The sequence below is a fragment of the Bacillus sp. FJAT-14266 genome (genome assembly GCF_001719225.1).
Taxonomy (GTDB): domain Bacteria; phylum Bacillota; class Bacilli; order Bacillales; family Bacillaceae; genus Bacillus; species Bacillus subtilis.
The window spans coordinates 865,410-884,734 of sequence record NZ_CP017072.1 but is presented as its reverse complement, the minus strand read 5'-3'; the positions used below and the strand labels follow the sequence as shown (position 1 = coordinate 884,734).

Sequence of the window (19,325 nt, the reverse complement as noted above, 5' to 3'; positions counted from 1 at the left end):
TCATCCTTTGTTTGATGTTTGAATGGAAGAAATGATGCGTGCCGGAGCACCGGCCGCCGTTACCCTGTCCGGTATGGGATGGATCACCGCGGAGCCGGCGCCGACAATGCTCCAAGCCCCGATTGTGATCTGCGGTATGACGGATGCACCAGTTCCGACGTGAGCGCCTTCCTGAACGGAAACCGCTCCTGACAGCGTGACACGCGGGGACAGATGAACGTAATCGCTGATTTGATTGTCGTGCTCTGCCACTGCACCCGTATTGATGATGCAATGAGCGCCGATGCGCGCATCCGCCTGAATGATCGCGCCCGCCATAATCACTGTCCCTTCCCCGATGACAGCCGACTTGCTGACGATGGCTGACGGGTGAATCAATGTAATAAAATCATCTTTCCTCAGTCCCAGTCGCTCCGCCAGCTGTTTTCTGACACTGTTCTTCCCAACAGCAATCAGAAACAGCACATCAGGAATGAGCCTGCGCAGTTCAGTAACGGCTTCCGGCGGTCCTGTGTACCATTCTTTTCCGCCTTCGAACGTTTTGAATTTATCATCCAGCACCGCGGCTAAGCGCGTATCTGAGCGGGCGTTTATCAGCTCTCTGATCACCTTTCCGTGTCCGCCGTCACCCACAATGGCCACGTTTTTCATGAGGACACATCTCCGCTTCCGGTAAACCGTTCTGCGGTCACATGATTGGTTTGCTGAATCCCTTCTGAAACAAGGACCTTTCGCACCGTCAAACATAAAATTTTCAAATCGAGAAAAAATGACCGGTTGTCAACGTACCATACATCTAATTCAAATTTCTTTTCCCAGGAAATCGCGTTTCTGCCATTGATTTGCGCCCAGCCTGTGATACCCGGCTTCACCTCATGGCGCCGTGCCTGTTTTTCTGTATAAAGAGGCAGATAGTCCATCAAAAGCGGCCGTGGCCCGACAAGGCTAAGATCGCCCTTCAGGACATTCAGGAGCTGCGGAAGCTCATCAATGCTCAGCTTTCTGATCAGCCTGCCCGTTTTCGTCAGCCGGACTTCATCTGGCAGCAGATTTCCCTCACTGTCCCGTTCATCCGTCATTGTCCGGAACTTATATAGGGTGAACGGTTTGCCGTGCAGGCCTGGCCTTACTTGCTTAAAGAAGACAGGTGATCCTATTTTCAGCCTGACAACGGCGATGGTGAACAGAATGATCACACTCGTACAGCACAACAAAAAAATGGCGGCCGTCAGATCAAAAAGTCGTTTCAGGATCAAAGATTCACAGCTCCTTTCGTTTTTCGAAACCGTTTTAATACCAGCTGTCTTTCCTCTTTTGTACAAACGAGCATAAAAGCGAAAACAGCGTAGAAAAAGCTGACTGTCACTCCCGTCGCTATCAATGACGGCCAGCTGTCAATCTTCACAATGAACTGAATTGCCTTACAGACCGTCCAGGCAAATACAGCGGCTGAAAGAGGCCCGATTATGCCTTTAAAGAACACGTGCTTTTTGTAGCCTGTAATGCGGGATACGTAAAGCGGCGTAAAGATGGCATTTTTTAAAATAAGAGAAATGGCCCCTGCCAATGTTATGCCGTACAGACCGAGATGAGCCGGCCCGCTCAGCGTGACCGCCAGCACCACATTCACCGCACCTAACAGCAGGGTAACAATCGCCGGTGTTTTTTGTTGATTAAAAGCGGTCCATATATAAAACAGCGGCATAAAGGCGAGGCTGACAACCAAGTATCCGGCATGAATAAATAAAAGCGGTGCTATCGTTGAAAAGGACGGTCCGAGCCAGATTGTCAGAAAAGGTCCCGCCAATCCGCCCAATAAGGCAGCAGGAAGTGCAAGCAAAAGACCATTGAGCCTTACTGCCTTATTGGCGTAATTCATCAATCCTTCCATATCGCCTTTTGAATAATATGAAGTCATGATGGGCGCAAACAGGGATGCGACCGTTCCGGCCAAGCTGCGCAAAAGCAGCGGAAACTGGATAATCGCCGCGTATTTCCCGGATGCAGACGCCCCCAGCATCAAATTGGCGGTTAACAGATCAATCTGCAAAAAAAGCAGGACGCCGATTTGATTGACGGAGCTCCATGCGCCCGCTTGAAACAGCTCCTTGCTTGTACGGAATGAAAGATCCTTCATACGAAACGAAAACCACGGAATCAGCTTTTTGAAGAAATAGAAAGACAGCACAGACGCAATAACAGCACCAGCTAAAGCTGCAAGCTGGATCTGCCAGATTTTCGGCGCAAAGCATGCAAACAGGAGCAGCACAGACAGCACCCGTATAAGCATTTGCACCGCCTGAATGGAACTGGTGATATAAAGGCGGTTGGCATAAAATGGTGCAGCGCCGAAGCCCGCCATCAGAAACGTTAAAATAAACAGCAAACTGCCGATTAAAATCGACAAACGCACATCAGCCAAAAGCGCTTGCGGCACATTCATGACGCGGTCAATAAAAAAAGCCGAACCCGCAAGCGGCAGCAAGAGCAGCAATGAAATCAAAACAGAGGCCGCTAAATAATTGCTGATATACGCATTTGCTTTCTCCCGCTCTCCCCTGTGGGCAGCAACAGAAAAGAATCGAACGACAACCGAGCTGAGCGCCACGGTAATAATCGAAAAGTAATTAATCACATTTTGTGTCAAGTGAACAAAGCCAAACGCTTCCACACCGAGCGTTTTGACAATAAAAGGCGTCATCCAAACCGATAGGAAAACGGACAAGAGAAAAGCCGTGAGATTAGCGCTGAAGTTTATTGTGAATTTCATGCTTGCTTCGCACTGCCTTTCATTATCCCCCGATGCTCGAAAAACAGCTTGATAAGAAAAGTGAGCCGCCATTTACACAGTGCTAATACCAAGCGCTCTCCTCTTAATAATTTCTCATGCTGAAACGGTGTATGTCTGACAGCCTGCCGCACCATGTCATAGGATAAAATCTGTCTGATCTTCTTTTTGATGTCTTTCGGCGAATTCGGAGAAGCACAGGCATTTGCCAAAAGCATCGGAAGCTGGTGCCTGCAAATATACACATTCAAATCTTCTTGGCATGCGCCTGCTAAGCCATAGTGATTGTAGAATGCGATTTTAGCTTGATATTGTTTTTGAAGATGTTCATCCATCGCCGGCTTATAAGGGATTTCTGTCAGGCTGTTCGGGTTTTCACGATAAATGTACAATCCTTCATCAAGCATTTTCACCCGCTCCGCTTCGCAAAAAGCGGACAAATTGAAGGGAGAGTCTTCAGCAAAACGGATGTCTTCATCAAACATCAGATTCGCCCTATCAAAAAGCTCACGGCGGTAAAGATAACGCCATACATACCAGATAAATCTCGTTTCGTGAGCATGTTTAAGCCGTTCAGTCATTTCTCGTTTTGTCAGCACGCGGTTTGCCTCAAGCTGCGGCGGCACATAAGTCCGCCTGTCCGATGACTGCTTGTAAAAACCACATCCGACGATGTCGAGCCGATTTTCCTCCGCTTCTTCAGCCAGCCTCTGGAACATGGCGGAAGATACATAATCGTCTCCGTCTACAAAGCCGATGTAAGTGCCCCGCGCGGCCTTTATTCCCGTATTTCGCGCTGAACTAAGCCCGCCGTTTGCCTGATGAATGACCCGGATTCTCGCATCCCGTTTTGCATAATCCTCTGCAATTTCGCCTGAACGATCCGGTGTTCCGTCATTCACGAGGATGATTTCAATATCAGAAAGCGTTTGACGAAGCAAAGAATCCATGCACTCTTCTATAAATGGTTCAACATTATACATCGGGACAATAATGCTGACGAGCGGGGTCATTGCGCTTCACCGCTGATTTTGTCACGCAGACCTTTAAAATACACATCTCTCGGAAAGCCTGCACGGGATGTTTCTTTTGTTAAAAGCTCATTGACTGCGGCTGTTACGCGCTCTGGCTCCGGATGTTCTATCAGCTTCATGAACGGGATGTCTTTAAGCCATTGATAGCCCTCCATCACCTTATGGTCAAAGGAGCGAATGACAACACACGGCGTTCCTGTCAGCGCGCAAAAAATCATGCCATGAAGCCTGTCAGTGACGACGGCTTCTGCGCTTTGCAGCTTAGACCACAGCGCTTCAAGTTCATGTTCGCGTGTATCGCGGCTGACCCGGCGGCCGATCGTTGTCGTAAAGGATTTGATCTCGCCGAATTCCTCACATAGCGCAGCCTTGACCCGGTTCCTCTGCTCCTCCTGAAGCACGCTTTCCTGATCCTCGCGCAAACACATATAAACCCCTTCGCGTTCTGCGGGAGCCTTGCTTCTGTCTAAATACAGCACCATGTCCGGCTGCTTCAAAATTGTTTTTTCTTGAAAATGCTGTTTCATAAATTGATACGTTGTTTCATCCCGCGCCATCAGCAATAGGCCGGGGTGCGCATTATAAATTTTCTGTGCCCGTTTCAGCTCTTTGCGCCCCTTTTTCGTGTCAGAAAAATGAGCCGTTGCCGGAAGCTGGACAACCCGATAGTCATGGAATGTTTTAATGATGAAGCGGCGCGTCCACTCCTCATAACGGTATAAATCCCCCATGTTTCCGCCGCCGATGATAAAGACCATATCCTCCGGATGGCGCGAGCGGATCAGGTTTTTTGCTGATTTGTAAATGTCCTTCATATCGACCTCGACGATGTCAAAGTCCGGGTATTCTTGCTCAAGAAATGCCTTGCTGGCATAAGCAATTGCGTGATCTCCCAAATTGTCATGGGACGGCAGCAGGGTCAGTATGATTTTTTTCTGATGTGCTGCGGCCTTTACCGGTTGATCTGCCGCTCCCAGCCAATATTGGGACGGGTATTTGACCTTTAGCAGCAGCCATTCTGCAAAATTGATTTTCAACGATTGTAACGACATGTCCTCACCCTCTGTTTCTCATTTTGTACTCGATCACCCGCTGATACACAGCCGATGCCATAGCGACGAACGGAATCATTCTGTATTTCGCCATCAGAAGCAGGCATGACCGTTTTGCGTCAAAAGGAGCGGTACCCGTTTTTGAAAGACTTTCTTGAAACACCGGGTCCGCGCATATCACGCCAACATTTCTAAGCTTTTCAAACAGCCGGCGGCTGCCGCTCGTTTTCCATTCATTCAGCATACAGATGCTGCTGTGAAGAACGATAAAGGTATCAAGCTCCTTGCGATACTCCTCCAGTTTGTTGTTCTCCTGTAAAAACGCCGCATTCGCCTCATACAGCGCAAGTCCTGATTCAAACAATTTTTTCTGATAGCGCTGCACAATGGAGGAAAGGTGAATTCGATAATGATAGAGCGGCGTTTTTACGTAGGATACTGAGCGGGCGAAAAAGTGAGCCCTGAAGCTGAAAAACTGATCCTCGACATGCTCCAGCTCGCCTCGGAGCGGAAACGACAGCCGATGGGCTTCAATCATGCTTCTTCTGTACAGTTTGTTCCATGAAAACCCTCTGACCTTCCCTTCGAATAACGCCTTGATATAGTGCTCCTTCGGCTGATCCTGATAGGTTTGGGCAATGTCAGAGTCCATGGTTTTGCCAGTGTACTCAAACTCTGCGGCGTAATTGCAAATGACCAGATCAGTTTCATCGCCTGCTGTCCGGAGCATCTGCTCGCAATAATCAGGCTCAATCCAATCGTCTGAATCGATAAACGCGATAAATTCGCCGCGTGCAGCTTCAATGCCTTTATTCCGAACCGCACCGAGTCCCTGGTTTTCCTGATGAATCACCTTGAACCTGTTGTCCATTTTGGCGTATTCTTCTGCGATATCCGGGCTGGCGTCAGCTGAACCGTCATTGACAATGATGATTTCAATATTGTCCACTGTCTGGTTCCGCAGTGATTCGAGACACGTTCTGATATATGTTTCTGTGTTATAAACAGCGACTAACAGACTAACCGCAGGTGTTTCCATAATGACCGGCTCCTCGTGCATAAATTACCGGGAAAAAATCGTTCTGTAAGGCAGAACCGATGAATCAACCGGCATAAGCAAATAACTGTAAAGAAAATAACAAACAACGATAGCGATATAGATAAGAGCGTTCGATTTTTCATCAAATATCCTGACAAAATAAGGGACTAAGATCATTTGATACAGACCGAAATAAATATTGAATCTGGCAAAAATCACGTCCTTTGTGGCCAAAAGGCCGAACAAAAAACCAAGCAGGCACAAATTAACGACAATATCGATTTGCGGCCACAGACTCCGCAGTCGTTCTTTATAGCAAAATGCAAGGAACAGCGGCAGAACCAACACAGCGATTTTGATCACATTCATTCCATTTGTGTTCGTCATGAGCCATTTTTCATAATGGCTGTATGAGCTGTTTTCAAGTACAACGACAAACACAGAAATAAATTTTTGATATAAAAATGTCATGCCGAGAAATAAAGCGGATAGGCCGAATATCGCCGGTGACCAGGCTTTTCTTCTGACAATAAAGTACACTGGAATCATAATCAGCGCCGACGAATGAAAGAGAGAGCTGACCAGCACAATCAGGAAATATCGCTTCCAGTTCCCGCTGATGATATAACGGATCGCCCAAAACAAAGCAGCTGCGACCATGTATTGCCTGATGCCGTTAAAAGACGCGTAGTAATGAAAGGTTCCCAAAAACAAAAAGACACTCAGCTCAAACGGCCTGCCATAGTCGGCGAGTGTCTTCATAATAAAGCTGTAGGTCACGACCGCCACCGTAAAATACATGATTTGAGGATCTTCCGTGATGAAATTCATCAGCCAAAGGAGTGCGGTAAACCCCGGATCTGTCGCTGTTTTCGCAGTGCCGAAACCGAATATCTGCCACACATTTTGATAATCGCCCGCCAATTCGTACAGCAGCGTGTACGTCTGAAAATCCGTGCCGACTCGATAGCGGAGACCTGACACGAGCACAAGTGAAGCGAGCGGAATCCAGATCAAAAGCTTATTCGGCCGATACCCCGTGGCAAGCGAATCGTCACGGCCGCCGCACATTTTAGCGAACCAAGACCAAATAAATACAATCCCCATATTGACGGCATATACAATCATCGGTCATGGTCCTTTTCCGTGCTGATGTTGTATACATTCAGCAGCGCTCCTACATTTTGCTGTGCATCGTAGCCAAGTTGAGCAAGTGTTTCTTTGATGAACTCACGCTTCGGCCTGCCTGCGGCGGCCGCCCTTGCAATGGTTTCAGCCCAGACGCTGATCGGCTCAGAAAGACTTAATCTTGTGACAAGCCCGAGACCGGCGTCGACTTTTTCTGTAATGCTGTCTGAAATGATGCATGGAAGCCCCGACGCCTGTGCTTCCACAAGCACAACCGGCAAGCCTTCGTACAGAGACGGCATGACAAATACATCAAATGTGCGCATCAATTCATGGATCCGTTCTTCCGTGCCTAAAAAGAGGACGTCTGAAAGCAAATTCTGCCGGCGCGCCTCCTCCTCTATCTCCCCGCGCAACGGCCCGTCTCCCGCCAGAACGAGCTGAAAGCGAACGCCTCTTTCTTTGAGATGTGCGGCAAGTTTCAGCAGGAACGCGTGGTTTTTCACTTCATGAAACCGGGCCACATGGCCAATGATGAGCCGGTCGGCTGCAATGCCGCGTGCTGCTTTTTCTTCATCAGCCGCCTGCCCATTTGGGGCGAACAACTCAAGGTCAATCCCGTTAGGAAGAAGGTGAACACGCTCCCGCTCCATATTGGACTGTCCAAATAAAAACCTGCCCGCATCCTCTCCGCAGGCACACAGCGCTGTCGCATTTGCCAAAATGAGCCGCCTGAACACGAGCAGCTGCAATCGATCCTTCCAGTTGAAGCCGGTCTTCCAAGACGTATTGTGGGAGTGGCATACCCTGACCGGCACTCCGGCGAGCCTTGCCGCAAGGGCGATAAAACCCGTTTGGAAATCCGTGTGCGCATGAACGGCGCTGAACGGCCCATTTTCTTTTATCGCGTTTCTCACATTCCTCACAAATGTAAGGGGATTGCTTTGCCCAATGCTCGGGACATAAAAAAGCCGCCCGCCTAATGATAAAATCTCTTCATCATAAGCGCACGGATCATTTCGATACGTTAAAAAATCAAATTGCACTTTGCTTTTGTCCATCTTCCGATATAAATTCATTACCATGGTTTCCGCGCCGCCCCTGTTCATGCCGCTGAGAACATGGAGCACGCGCTTTTGGCTGCTATTCATGCTTGACAAGCCCTTCCTTTTGGTTCATCACTCTTTTTTTGTGGTAGCGATTCATCACAGCTGCAGGCATAAAGGCGCGAATTAACGGTTTTGCGATATATATGTAATCAGATAAAGGAAGCTTCAAGCGTCTGCACGCCTGATAGACAAGAATGGCATTGTCGATTGAATACGTAAATGACCGCCGTTTGAATGCATCGCTGTCTTCCCTCACTTTATACAAGGCTTCCTGAAGATTATAGCCCCTGAAGCCCTCTTCAAAAAAGCGAAGCCACAAATCAATATCTTCCATTCGTCTCGTCCGCCGCACCGACCGGTAGCCTTTCAGCGTGCGGTAGGCACTCGCTCTCATCATAATCGTGCCGTGGCAAAATGGAGTCCCTTTTGCCATGATGCCCGGCTCCGGAACAGAAGGCAGAATGCGGGTGCCTCTTACGCCAAATTCATCAAACACAAGCATGCCGGTGCCAACCACCTGATAGTGTCGGTGCTTTTCTAAAAACGCGACCTGCTTTTCCAGACGGCGCGGAAACGAAAGGTCATCTCCGTCCTGACGTGCGATATAATCGCCTGTCGCATGCGAAAGACAATGATTTAATGATGCGGCAAGCCGCTTATTTGTTTTGTTTTGAATCAGTTTGATGCGGTCGCTGTAATGAGCGGCATACTGCTTCGCGATGCGGAGCGTGCCGTCTGTTGACGCATCATCGCACAAAATCAGCTCCCAATTTTTATAGGATTGGCTGAGTATGGATTCTATGCTTTCTGCCAAAGTGCGTTCGCAATTATAAATGCCCATAATGACAGAAACTTTCGGTCCTGAGTTCATACGCTTTTCTCCTTTGTATCCATATCCATGTACGCGGAATAAATATCTGCCATTTCTTCCACCGTTCGCGCCTCCGAGAAGCGCAAGGCTGTTTTTCGGCCTTCCTGTCCCAGCTTTCGGCAGAGCTCCGGCTTATGGTAAAGCTGTTCAATCCGGCGGGCAAAAGCAGCACTGTCACCGATTTTGATCAGAAAACCGTTTTCTCCGTCGCGAATGATTTCCCGATGCCCGCGATTATCTGTAGCGATCGCCGGTTTTTCTGCCGCCATTCCCTCAAGCACATTCATACCGAGGCCTTCTCTAATGCTGGATGCGACAGATACATCCGCAAGCTGAATCAACTCATGTATGTCGCTGCAAAAGCCGTAAAAACAGACATTGGCGGAGGCACCAAGCTTTTCAGCTAACGTTTGATACGTATGTTCCATTGCCCCTTCCCCGGCAAACACAAGGCGGAGTGAGGGAATTTTTTCTTTTAGCAAGGCTGCGGCTTCAATTAACTGCTTCTGGTTTTTGTTCAGATTGAGCTCAGCCGGATAAACCAATATAAAATCATCTTCACGGAACCCGTGCTTTTCTCTGAGTCTTTGCTGCTCTATCGGACTGACAGGCCGGAAACGCTCGGTGTTGACGCCAATGCCGTGAATTTTCTGCGTCCTTCCGCCCGGCCTTTGAAGTCCTTTCGCCCGTATGTAATCCTCTTCATTAATCGTAATCAGGCAGTCTGTATATGCTGAAAGCCATTTCTCAACCGGATAGTAAAGAAGCCAATTTTTCATCGGTGCCCCTTTGCAGAAGTGAAATCCGTGCGCTGTGTACAGCACCTTTGTTCCGTGCCGCCGTGCCTGCCTCGCCGCCAGTCTGGCGAGAACGCCGCCGACCGGTGTATGGCAATGGACAATGTCGTATTCATAGGTGTCAATCACTTTCTTCAGCTGCCTATAAACGGCCAGGTTCTGAGGGTGAAAAGGTGACCTGCGAATCGGGATGGAGAATTTCTCATCCACATACGGCAGCTTGGTTTGTCCGTTCGCGGCGACATGAACCTCCCAGCCCATTCGCTTGAACCATTTAAAATAAGGGAGGTGAAAGGCCTTAAAATGATAATCAACAGTCGCACAAAACAATATCTTTTTCGTCATTTTCACTCCCCCTAATGAACGCTGGCAGCCGTCATTTCTTCTGATGTATTGATTGCCGCAAACAGCCTCGCTCTCAGGTCGGCTTCCGGCAACTCATGAAAATCCTCGATAAATCGCATCAGCACCGGCCAATCGCCATCTACCGCTTTACCGATGTGAATTTTTGGAAAGATTTGTTCAGCATGGACTTCATTTTTGTTCAGCAATTCTTCATACATTTTTTCGCCCGGACGAATGCCAGTGAATTCGATTGGAACCTGCTCAGTCGTGTAGCCGGACAAATGAATGAGGTTTTTGGCAAGATCCACAATCTTTACGGGCTCTCCCATATCGAGAACGAAAATTTGACGCCCTTTCGCCAGTGCCCCAGCCTGAATCACAAGCCTTGATGCCTCGGGAATCGTCATGAAATAGCGGGTCATTGCCGGATGTGTTACTGTCACCGGGCCGCCTTTTTCAATCTGTTTTTTAAAAATTGGAATGACGCTGCCGCGGCTCCCGAGTACATTGCCGAAGCGAACAGCAACAAATTTGGTTCTGCTGACTTTCCCAAGATTCATAATAATCATCTCTGCGAATCGTTTTGTCGCCCCCATTACGTTGGCTGGGTTCACCGCTTTGTCCGATGAAATCAGCACGAATGTCTCAGTTCCCGACATATCGGCTGCTTCCGCGACATTTTTTGTTCCGATAATATTGTTTTTGACCGCCTCTTCTGGATTGTGTTCCATTAAAGGCACATGCTTATGGGCAGCTGCATGATAGACAACATGCGGCTCGTATTTTTTCATCAAGGTAAACATTTTATCGCGGTCCTGCACATCAGCGATTTCCGTATGGAACACAATGTGTTTGCCGAATCGTCCGTTCAGCTCTGTATAAATCGAATGAATGCTGTTTTCCCCATGGCCGAGCAGAATAATTTCCTTAGGCTGAAACGCGCTGATCTGACGGCAGATTTCCGAGCCGATTGATCCGCCCGCTCCCGTGACGAGAACTGTTTTTCCTTTGATGCGGTTCGAAATTTCGCTAGTGTCGAGGGTTACCGGCTTTCTGCCGAGCAAGTCCTCAGCTTTTACATCTCTGATTTGTCCTGCAGTTCGTGTGCCAAGCAGCATTTCATCAAAATGAGGCATAATTTTAATGCTTACTCCGGTTCGCACACATTCTTTATATAACACCTGAAGCTCATGGGTGCGGAGTGAAGGAATGGCAATAATAATATAATTAATTTTGAGCTTTTGCACCGCAGGCATGATACTTTCTTTACCGCCGATTACGGGCAGTCCCATAATTTCTAATTTATGCTTCGTTTGGTCGTCATCAATAAAAGCGACAGGTATGATATCAGGTTCATCTTTCGAAAGCAGCTGCCTGACCATCAGAGTCCCACCTGAGCCCGCCCCGATAATCAGCGCGCGGGACGAGGCGCAGCGTTTTTTCCTGATGCTTTCGTTTAATACTCTGGATAAAATACGGGTCCCTCCAATAGACAAAAGCTGAAGCACCCAGCACGCGGTTAACAGACGGAAGAACATCGTGTGATACACAGCATACTGAATGATACCGGTCACAGCGGCGGAAAGCGTAATGCCCTTAAGCAGGACAATCAGCTCGCCAAGTCCGGTGTATGTCCACACCTGTTTATACTGATTGAACAGGAAAGCACACACATGATAGCTGAGGAGCAAGCTGACAGCGGTAAGCAGTAATGCTCCGGAGTCATAAAATTGATAGGAATCTTTTAAAAATTGATATCCTGCAATAACTGAATTTAAAACGAGGTAAGTATCCAGCGCAATAATCATTGACAGTCTTCTCCGGTAACTCAACCTTTTCCCCCCTAATTCTTTTATCGGTTTAGCTGCGGCGGTTTTCGTCTCTCCAAAAAATCGGCAGCAGCTAAACCGACAACACGTCCTATGTATATATCAGATAAGTGGGCATTTAACCCATCCTCACGCCCCGCCAGCGACGACCAGCATCTAAGGCAGCAACTTCAGCTGCCCACAGCAGAGCCGAGTGCCTCCATTGATACAGGTCAGGAGACATCACCTTTACAAAAACTAGTAGGAATAGTGTTCCGATTTTTTCATTTTCTTTTTGTTTAAAAGAGCGCCTAACAGCTTCGCATTGGATTGTTCCAGTGCATCTTTTGCTTTCAGAACGGTATCGGTTTTTGTTTTTCCGCTTAAAACGACGAGCACGCTGCCGTCTGTCTGATTTGCTAGAATCTGAGCATCTGCAACAGCCAAAAGAGGAGGGGAATCAAAGATGACGAGGCTGAATTGTTCATAGATCTCAGATATTAAATCTCCCATTGCTTTTGAAGACAACAGTTCTGCCGGGTTTGGCGGGGTCGGCCCGCTTGTCAGTACATATAAGTTATCGATCGGCGTCTTTTGCACCGTCTCACTGAGTGAAGCATTGCCGACCAGCACATTTGTCAGCCCGGTTACATTATCAACCTGAAACGTCTGATTGATGGTCGGCTTTCTTAAATCGGCATCCACCAGCAGTACTTTCTTTTCCTGCTGCTGCGCAAAGACAGCCGCAAGATTCGCTGCACTGAACGATTTACCTTCACCAGGCACAGAGGAGGTGACGAGGATAGATCGCAAGTTGGTCTGGACAGATGAGAACTCAATGTTTGTCCGAATGGTGCGATATTGTTCCGCAACAACTGATTTATTGTGTAAAACAGATATTTGAGCCAAACCTCGCCTTGCTTTCTTTTTTCTAAAGATCACTCGCTTCACTCCCCGAAATGTTTTATCCCACGATTCCGCCCTTTGTGGACATCAGGAACGGAGCCTAAGCATGGCAATCCGGTTCTCTCGCTGAGCTGCCGTGCGCTTTTGCAAGTATCATCGAGAAAATGCAGAAAAAATGCCAGTGTAATGCCGCCCATGACAGCAGCGCCAAAAGCCATGACCATATTTCGCAGCCTGGCCGGCTTGATCATCGGGCTTTCAGAAGCCTTCGCCTCTGATAATATATGTACGCCTTGTACATTCATTCTTTCATCTACTTCTTTTTCAAACTTGTTCACTAACGTGTTCGCAATCTCAGCCGCTTTCGCCGGGTCGTGATCCTGGACGGCAACGTTGATAATTTCTGATTCATTTTCACTGCTGGTAACCACTTTTCCTTTCAGCGAGGAAGCCGATTCAGATAGGTGCAATTCCGCCTTAACTTCTTCCATCAAGGCAGTGCTTTTCATAATCGATTGGAACGTGCTGCTATACTGAAGATTTCGCTGGATGTCACTGAGATTCGAGTTTTCTTCACCGTCTGATTCATGAACCAGCACCTGTGTCGACGCCTGGTAGGTCGGTGAAATGACCTTAAATTGCACAAAACCCATAATAAGGGTGACGCCGATTGTGATGAGCAGAATCAGCACGAATCTGTGTCTGACAATCGCATATAATTCTTTGAAACTCATATTCTCATTCATGTATTCATAGCCTTCAGCCTTCCCGCGGCTGGCTTCCCGCGCCCCTTTCTGTTAATGATTGGATTATAAAAGAAAACGTTATTATTTAAAAATTGCAAAATAAGCCAATAAGTTCTCTTTAGAGAACAAAATCATGATTTTCCTCTAATTTACTGCACTTCCCTTATTATTTTAAATTTTATAAAGAACGAAAAATTCTTTATAATGAACAAAATAACGACAGGAATAGAGGAGAATTTCATATTATGATTGGAAGAATTATCCGTTTGTACCGTAAAAGAAAAGGCTATTCTATTAATCAGCTGGCTGTTGAGTCAGGCGTATCCAAATCCTATTTAAGCAAGATTGAAAGAGGCGTTCACACGAATCCGTCCGTTCAATTTTTAAAAAAAGTTTCTGCCACACTGGAAGTTGAATTAACAGAATTATTTGACGCAGAAACAATGATGTATGAAAAAATCAGCGGCGGTGAAGAAGAATGGCGCGTACATTTAGTGCAAGCCGTACAAGCCGGGATGGAAAAGGAAGAATTGTTCACTTTTACGAACAGGCTAAAGAAAGAACAGCCTGAAACTGCCTCTTACCGCAACCGCAAACTGACGGAATCCAATATAGAAGAATGGAAAGCGCTGATGGCGGAAGCAAGAGAAATCGGTCTGACTGTCCATGAAGTCAAATCCTTTTTAAAAACAATGGGAAGATGATGATCGGTTAAGGGCTAACGTTCGCATCTATAGGGTAAATCTGTTTATAATGGGGGAAAAAGGGAGAGAACACAATGACTCATCAAATAGTAACGACTCAATACGGCAAAGTAAAAGGCACAACGGAAAACGGCGTACATAAGTGGAAAGGCATCCCCTATGCCAAGCCGCCTGTCGGACAATGGCGTTTTAAAGCACCTGAGCCGCCTGAAGTGTGGGAAGATGTCCTTGATGCCACAGCGTACGGCCCTGTTTGCCCGCAGCCGTCTGATTTGCTGTCACTTTCGTATACTGAGCTGCCCCGCCAGTCCGAGGATTGCTTGTTTGTCAATGTATTTGCGCCTGACACTCCAAGCCAAAACCTGCCTGTCATGGTTTGGATTCACGGAGGCGCTTTTTATCTCGGCGCGGGCAGTGAGCCATTGTATGACGGATCAAAACTTGCGGCGCAGGGAGAGGTCATTGTCGTTACACTGAACTATCGGCTGGGGCCGTTTGGCTTTTTGCACTTGTCTTCGTTTGATGAGGCGTATTCCGATAACCTTGGGCTTTTAGACCAAGTCGCCGCACTGAAATGGGTGCGGGAGAATATTTCAGCGTTTGGCGGTGATCCCGATAACGTAACAGTATTTGGAGAATCCGCCGGCGGGATGAGCATTGCCGCGCTTCTCGCTATGCCTGCGGCAAAAGGCCTGTTCCAGAAAGCAATCATGGAAAGCGGCGCTTCTCGAACGATGACGAAAGAACAAGCGGCGAGCACCTCGGCAGCCTTTTTACAGGTCCTTGGGATTAACGAGGGCCAATTGGATAAATTGCATACGGTTTCTGCGGAAGATTTGCTAAAAGCGGCCGATCAGCTTCGGATCGCAGAAAAAGAAAATATCTTTCAGCTGTTCTTCCAGCCCGCCCTTGATCCAAAAACGCTGCCTGCTGAACCAGAAAAAGCGATCGCAGAAGGGGCCGCTTCCGGCATTCCGCTATTAATCGGAACAACCCGTGATGAAGGATATTTATTTTTCACCCCGGATTCAGACGTTCATTCTCAGGAAACGCTTGATGCAGCGCTCGAGTATTTACTAGGGAAGCCGCTGGCAGAGAAAGCTGCCGATTTGTATCCGCGTTCTCTGGAAAGCCAAATTCATATGATGACTGATTTGTTATTTTGGCGCCCCGCTGTCGCCTATGCATCCGCACATTCCCATTATGCCCCTGTCTGGATGTACCGGTTCGATTGGCACCCGGAGAAGCCGCCGTACAATAAAGCGTTTCACGCATTAGAGCTTCCTTTTGTCTTTGGAAATCTGGACGGATTAGAACGAATGGCAAAAGCGGAGGTTACGGATGAGGTGAAACAGCTTTCTCACTCGATACAATCAGCATGGATCACATTCGCCAAAACAGGAAACCCAAGCACCGAAGCTGTGAATTGGCCGGCGTATCATGAAGAAACGAGAGAGACGCTGATTTTAGACTCAGAGATTACGATCGAAAACGATCCCGAATCTGAAAAAAGGCAGAAGCTATTCCCTTCAAAAGGAGAATAAATATGGGGAAAACAGGATACATTGGTGCTGCCATTGTTGTGGCAGCTTGTATCATTATTTTGTCGGCCGTGGTATGTTTACGGGACACAGTCTATTACCAGCCTATGCGCTGGACTGGCATCATACTGTTTTTCGTGGGAATTGTGATGGTTCCCGCATACTCAGCAAAAAGAAAACCCGGAAAAGAGAAGTAATTCTCTTTTCCGGGTTTTTATGTTTATTATAATCTTCCCGCGCGAATATCGTCTGTCATTCCCTCATAAGGAGCCTTCGAAATCACTTCTTCGTTGTCGACTCCTTCATTTTTCAGAAATGTAATTTCCGCAAATTCAGGTACAACGTATTTTGGATACGTTTCATATTTTTCGCGGGATTCTTCCATCAAATCAATGTGGTCATTTTGGTAGCAAACCGTAATTTCAGGATGTTCATGCACCCATTTCGGGAAGAAAATAATGCCGTGCATGCGTTTTTCATTTGGCATAAAGTTTAATGAAACATCCGTGCCAGTCGGCTCTGTCCAAGACACTTTATATACGCCTTCTGTCAGTTTGACAATATTCACTTCCTGATCCCGAACCCAGCGTCCGGCAACCATTCCGCTATGAATTCTATAATCAATTGTATGGTCATTTTTAATATAAATCTCGTATTCCCAGCCGTTTTCATACGTATAAATCATGTGGCTTCCGATAAAGTTTTCCATTTTTCACACTCTCCTTAGTCTTTTACTGCACTTCATAAATGTCTAGTCGAACGTAATCAGGGGTTCTTTCTGCGGAACCGATAAACAAGCGGTCATGGAGCCATTGATAGACTTTACTGCCTGTTTCAAACGTCGGTACCGTACGAAAATAAACATGCTCCGGATCAATGATTTCCCCGGCTGCCGCTTGTTTTCGAAACGGCTCGCTGACTTGCCGTATTCCATTGTTTTCAATGTAAATCAGTTCATGATCTGCTGTTTCGATCACATACCTGGCAGATAAATCGTTTCTGCCGTCAGCGCGAATCATTTGCGAATCGGCACCGCTCGGCAAAATACGTCCCTTTACTTCCCCGGTTATTGTTCCCGAACGAATCGGAATGAATCGTCTCAGTCCCAGGCCTGTCTCACCAATCGTGATAGGCGGATCAACCTTGATTTCTAAAGAGGCGAATGGTTTTAAAACCGGCTTCTTCACGAGAACCACCTCACCTCCAGAAAAAATCATGTAACTATTTACATGTTTAATTTAACACTATTGCAGTTAACTGTCAAACAATAGGAACATAAAAAAACAAGGACTGTTTGAAGACAGTCCTTGTCTGAAGCTAGCTTTGATATGCAAGATATGTGCTGACAGTGCTTTTTGCAAGACAGGCAGAGGAATCTATAATTGGAATCTCACTTTGAATATGATCTAACACCGCATTTAAATCCGTGCAGGCTGAAATGATGATGTCTGCATGCTGACTGATTTCTTCATATAGCGTCTGCCACAATGCTTGTGTATGCTCCATATGATTAGGCTGTTTGATTGCGGCGATAAGCTGGTTCACAACCTGCTGCCAATGGTCCTTGTGAACAACTTCTTGTCCATTTGCCTTCAGAACTTTTTGGTAGATGGCGGATTGGATGGTTGGCTCTGTTCCTAAAACCACCGCTTTTTTTGCAGGATGCGGAATCTCTTTTATCGTTTCCTCAACGATATGCAACATAGGAACCGACAATGCCTGCTGAATCTCTTCATAGTAGACATGCGCCGTATTACAAGGCAGCGCAATGAAATCCACTCCTGTTTTCTCGAGCTTTACCGCTCCGTCGATAATCGCTTTTTTCATCTCGTCATGGTCAATTGGACGATCTGCATAGAAGGGCGTCGGGCATGAATAGATCATCATGTGCGGGTAGTCAATATCGTTTGAAGCCCCATACAGCTTCTGACAGTAATCAATCACCTTATCAATAAACGGCGAGGTCGATTTCGGCCCCATTCCGGCTAATATTCCGATCATCAAATTCATTCCTTTCTAATTTGTACGGACCGCTTCTTCTTCTGAGCCATCCTCATAGAGGATAAAGCTTTTCGCAGCATCCCCGCCTAACATAAACTCGACTTCAACAGACAATGCTCGCAGAAAGAAACGGGTTTCCGAGGAAGGAAATAACTCCAGTCTCAGCTGTCCGGTGATCTCCAAATAAAGCCGTTCATTCTCGGCTGTCACCTGTGCAGCCGTTCCATCCTGCAACAGGTAGCTGCCAACATAGCGGCTGTATATCGCCGTATCAATTGCTTTTTTCTTTTTATCAGCAGGACGTTCCGGGACCTCATATGGCTGGCCAAATAGAATATGTTCCGCCGCCTTCAGAATCGCTTGTTCATATTCAGTATCCTCTTCCTTATTACTCAAATAGATCAGTGTTTTACGATGATCGATATATCGGATCATCAACGTCGAATAGCCGGGCCATCCTCCGCTGTGGCTGACAATCCGCCCTTTTTCAGGACTATTTTGCAGTACCCAGCCAAAGCCATAATCAATTGTTTCTCCATTGTTGAGGCGCACTGGAGAAAACGCAGATTCCTTAGAAGCCTTGCTGATGAAATCGTCCTGATATAAAGCCTGATCAAATCGAAACAAATCGCTTGTGACAGAGTTCACCGTCCCATCTCCCTGTATGCCATCGAGATACACAACATAGTTCGTTTCCTCCAGCTCATCAGGGAGGACGTATGTTTCGGAATGTACATCATACACATATCCATATGCATAATGATCAATTCGCTCAGGCGAAAGCCTCCTGTTATACACTCTTGTTTCATTCATGCCGATCGGTGAAAAAATACTTGTTTTCATAAAATCCGCATAGCTCATGCCAGATGCTTTTTCAATGATAACCGCCAGCAGCACATACCCCGTATTGCTGTACATCCAGCCTTCATTCGGTTCAAAATAACCAGATAGCCCCTCATTCATCAGCATATCGACAATATCCTGATTCACCGCAATCTTGTGTGAATCCCAATTGGCAAAAAACCATCCCATATAATCAGGAAGCCCTGACGTATGGTTCAATAAATGCCGAATCGTTACGCCCTGATACGGAAAACCGGGCAGCCAGCGATCCACTTTATCCTCATAGCCAAGAATCCCCTTCTCCTCCAGCAAGATGATTCCCAATGCTGTAAAAGGCTTTGACAAAGACGCTAACTCAAACAAAGAGTTGGTTTTCAACGGGCGTTTTTCCGTCATTTCCGCATAGCCAAAAGAGTGGTGATATAAAATATCGCCACCCTCCGCAGCCAGAACCGTCCCGTTAAACTGATGTTTTTCGCCTAATGTCTCAAATAATGTCTGAAGATGCTTTCTTTTATTCTGTTTCATTCCTCCACCTCCCATATCTCTGTACGTTACTAACCTACTAACGTTTCAAATATTTTGAAAAACCCTTCAGTTAGAGATCCTTTTT

General features: G+C 46.9%; 20 protein-coding genes. 3 read left to right on the top strand and 17 right to left on the bottom strand.

Translation table 11 applies throughout. From position 1 onward, the window contains the following. From BGM23_RS04605 to BGM23_RS04545, 13 genes are all read right to left on the bottom strand, one after another. Entirely contained in the window at positions 1-651 is a 651-nt protein-coding gene (locus tag BGM23_RS04605; protein WP_029725954.1) for an acetyltransferase, read from the bottom strand. Next, on the bottom strand, positions 648-1,256 hold the full coding sequence (locus BGM23_RS04600; RefSeq protein ID WP_014480945.1) for a sugar transferase: 609 nt from the start codon (positions 1,254-1,256) through the stop codon (positions 648-650). The genes BGM23_RS04605 and BGM23_RS04600 overlap by 4 nt, the downstream gene beginning before the upstream one ends. After that, complete coding sequence (locus BGM23_RS04595; protein WP_029725955.1) at positions 1,253-2,770, bottom strand: MATE family efflux transporter; 1,518 nt, start codon at positions 2,768-2,770, stop codon at positions 1,253-1,255. The genes BGM23_RS04600 and BGM23_RS04595 overlap by 4 nt, the downstream gene beginning before the upstream one ends. Next, positions 2,767-3,801, bottom strand: coding sequence for a glycosyltransferase (locus tag BGM23_RS04590; protein ID WP_046663973.1), 1,035 nt, complete (start codon positions 3,799-3,801; stop codon positions 2,767-2,769). Before BGM23_RS04590 ends, BGM23_RS04595 begins: the two co-directional genes overlap by 4 nt. Further along, the gene (locus BGM23_RS04585) at positions 3,798-4,874 is read right to left on the bottom strand and encodes a polysaccharide pyruvyl transferase family protein (RefSeq protein ID WP_046663974.1); all 1,077 of its coding nucleotides are present in this window, start codon (positions 4,872-4,874) and stop codon (positions 3,798-3,800) included. The genes BGM23_RS04590 and BGM23_RS04585 overlap by 4 nt, the downstream gene beginning before the upstream one ends. Positions 4,875-4,878: 4 nt before the next feature. Next, positions 4,879-5,913 (bottom strand): glycosyltransferase family 2 protein, encoded by a 1,035-nt coding sequence (locus BGM23_RS04580; RefSeq protein WP_046663975.1) that lies wholly within the window; start codon positions 5,911-5,913, stop codon positions 4,879-4,881. 24 nt (positions 5,914-5,937) lie between these two features. Further along, on the bottom strand, positions 5,938-7,041 hold the full coding sequence (epsG, locus tag BGM23_RS04575) for a biofilm exopolysaccharide biosynthesis protein EpsG (RefSeq protein WP_015714749.1): 1,104 nt from the start codon (positions 7,039-7,041) through the stop codon (positions 5,938-5,940). Further along, positions 7,038-8,192: a glycosyltransferase family 1 protein gene (locus BGM23_RS04570; RefSeq protein ID WP_015714750.1), complete on the bottom strand. Its 1,155-nt coding sequence runs from the start codon at positions 8,190-8,192 to the stop codon at positions 7,038-7,040. Before BGM23_RS04570 ends, epsG begins: the two co-directional genes overlap by 4 nt. Continuing rightward, a complete protein-coding gene (gene epsE / locus BGM23_RS04565) occupies positions 8,185-9,021 on the bottom strand; it encodes a glycosyltransferase EpsE (protein WP_003228255.1) in 837 nt (278 codons plus the stop codon). The genes BGM23_RS04570 and epsE overlap by 8 nt, the downstream gene beginning before the upstream one ends. Further along, positions 9,018-10,163 (bottom strand): glycosyltransferase family 4 protein, encoded by a 1,146-nt coding sequence (locus BGM23_RS04560; protein WP_046663976.1) that lies wholly within the window; start codon positions 10,161-10,163, stop codon positions 9,018-9,020. The genes epsE and BGM23_RS04560 overlap by 4 nt, the downstream gene beginning before the upstream one ends. Before the next feature lie 11 nt (positions 10,164-10,174). Beyond that, entirely contained in the window at positions 10,175-11,995 is a 1,821-nt protein-coding gene (locus BGM23_RS04555; protein WP_171518537.1) for a polysaccharide biosynthesis protein, read from the bottom strand. Positions 11,996-12,229: 234 nt separating this feature from the next. Then, positions 12,230-12,913: a protein tyrosine kinase EpsB gene (gene epsB, locus BGM23_RS04550; protein WP_003228249.1), complete on the bottom strand. Its 684-nt coding sequence runs from the start codon at positions 12,911-12,913 to the stop codon at positions 12,230-12,232. 5 nt (positions 12,914-12,918) lie between these two features. Continuing rightward, positions 12,919-13,623, bottom strand: a complete 705-nt coding sequence (locus BGM23_RS04545; protein WP_003228247.1) for a YveK family protein — start codon at positions 13,621-13,623, stop codon at positions 12,919-12,921. Between the two features lie 245 nt (positions 13,624-13,868). On the opposite strand from BGM23_RS04545, the gene slrR reads away from it, so the two are divergent. From slrR to BGM23_RS04530, 3 genes are all read left to right on the top strand, one after another. Then, on the top strand, positions 13,869-14,327 hold the full coding sequence (gene slrR, locus BGM23_RS04540; protein WP_003228245.1) for an HTH-type transcriptional regulator SlrR: 459 nt from the start codon (positions 13,869-13,871) through the stop codon (positions 14,325-14,327). A gap of 74 nt (positions 14,328-14,401) precedes the next feature. Continuing rightward, positions 14,402-15,871 carry a para-nitrobenzyl esterase gene (gene pnbA, locus BGM23_RS04535; protein ID WP_015714751.1) on the top strand — a complete coding sequence of 490 codons (1,470 nt, stop codon included), beginning with the start codon at positions 14,402-14,404 and terminating at the stop codon, positions 15,869-15,871. A 2-nt stretch (positions 15,872-15,873) separates the two neighbouring features. Next, positions 15,874-16,065 carry a hypothetical protein gene (locus BGM23_RS04530; protein ID WP_015714752.1) on the top strand — a complete coding sequence of 64 codons (192 nt, stop codon included), beginning with the start codon at positions 15,874-15,876 and terminating at the stop codon, positions 16,063-16,065. Between the two features lie 26 nt (positions 16,066-16,091). On the opposite strand, the gene padC is transcribed toward BGM23_RS04530, so the two are convergent. The 4 genes from padC to BGM23_RS04510 form a co-directional block, all read right to left on the bottom strand. Further along, a complete protein-coding gene (gene padC / locus BGM23_RS04525; protein WP_003228238.1) occupies positions 16,092-16,577 on the bottom strand; it encodes a phenolic acid decarboxylase in 486 nt (161 codons plus the stop codon). A 22-nt stretch (positions 16,578-16,599) separates the two neighbouring features. Beyond that, positions 16,600-17,055, bottom strand: a complete 456-nt coding sequence (locus BGM23_RS04520) for a DUF3237 domain-containing protein (protein ID WP_029725958.1) — start codon at positions 17,053-17,055, stop codon at positions 16,600-16,602. A gap of 130 nt (positions 17,056-17,185) precedes the next feature. Then, a complete protein-coding gene (racX, locus tag BGM23_RS04515; RefSeq protein ID WP_029725959.1) occupies positions 17,186-17,869 on the bottom strand; it encodes a broad specificity amino-acid racemase RacX in 684 nt (227 codons plus the stop codon). A 15-nt stretch (positions 17,870-17,884) separates the two neighbouring features. Beyond that, positions 17,885-19,240 (bottom strand): serine hydrolase, encoded by a 1,356-nt coding sequence (locus BGM23_RS04510; protein WP_029725960.1) that lies wholly within the window; start codon positions 19,238-19,240, stop codon positions 17,885-17,887. Positions 19,241-19,325 lie beyond the last annotated feature (85 nt).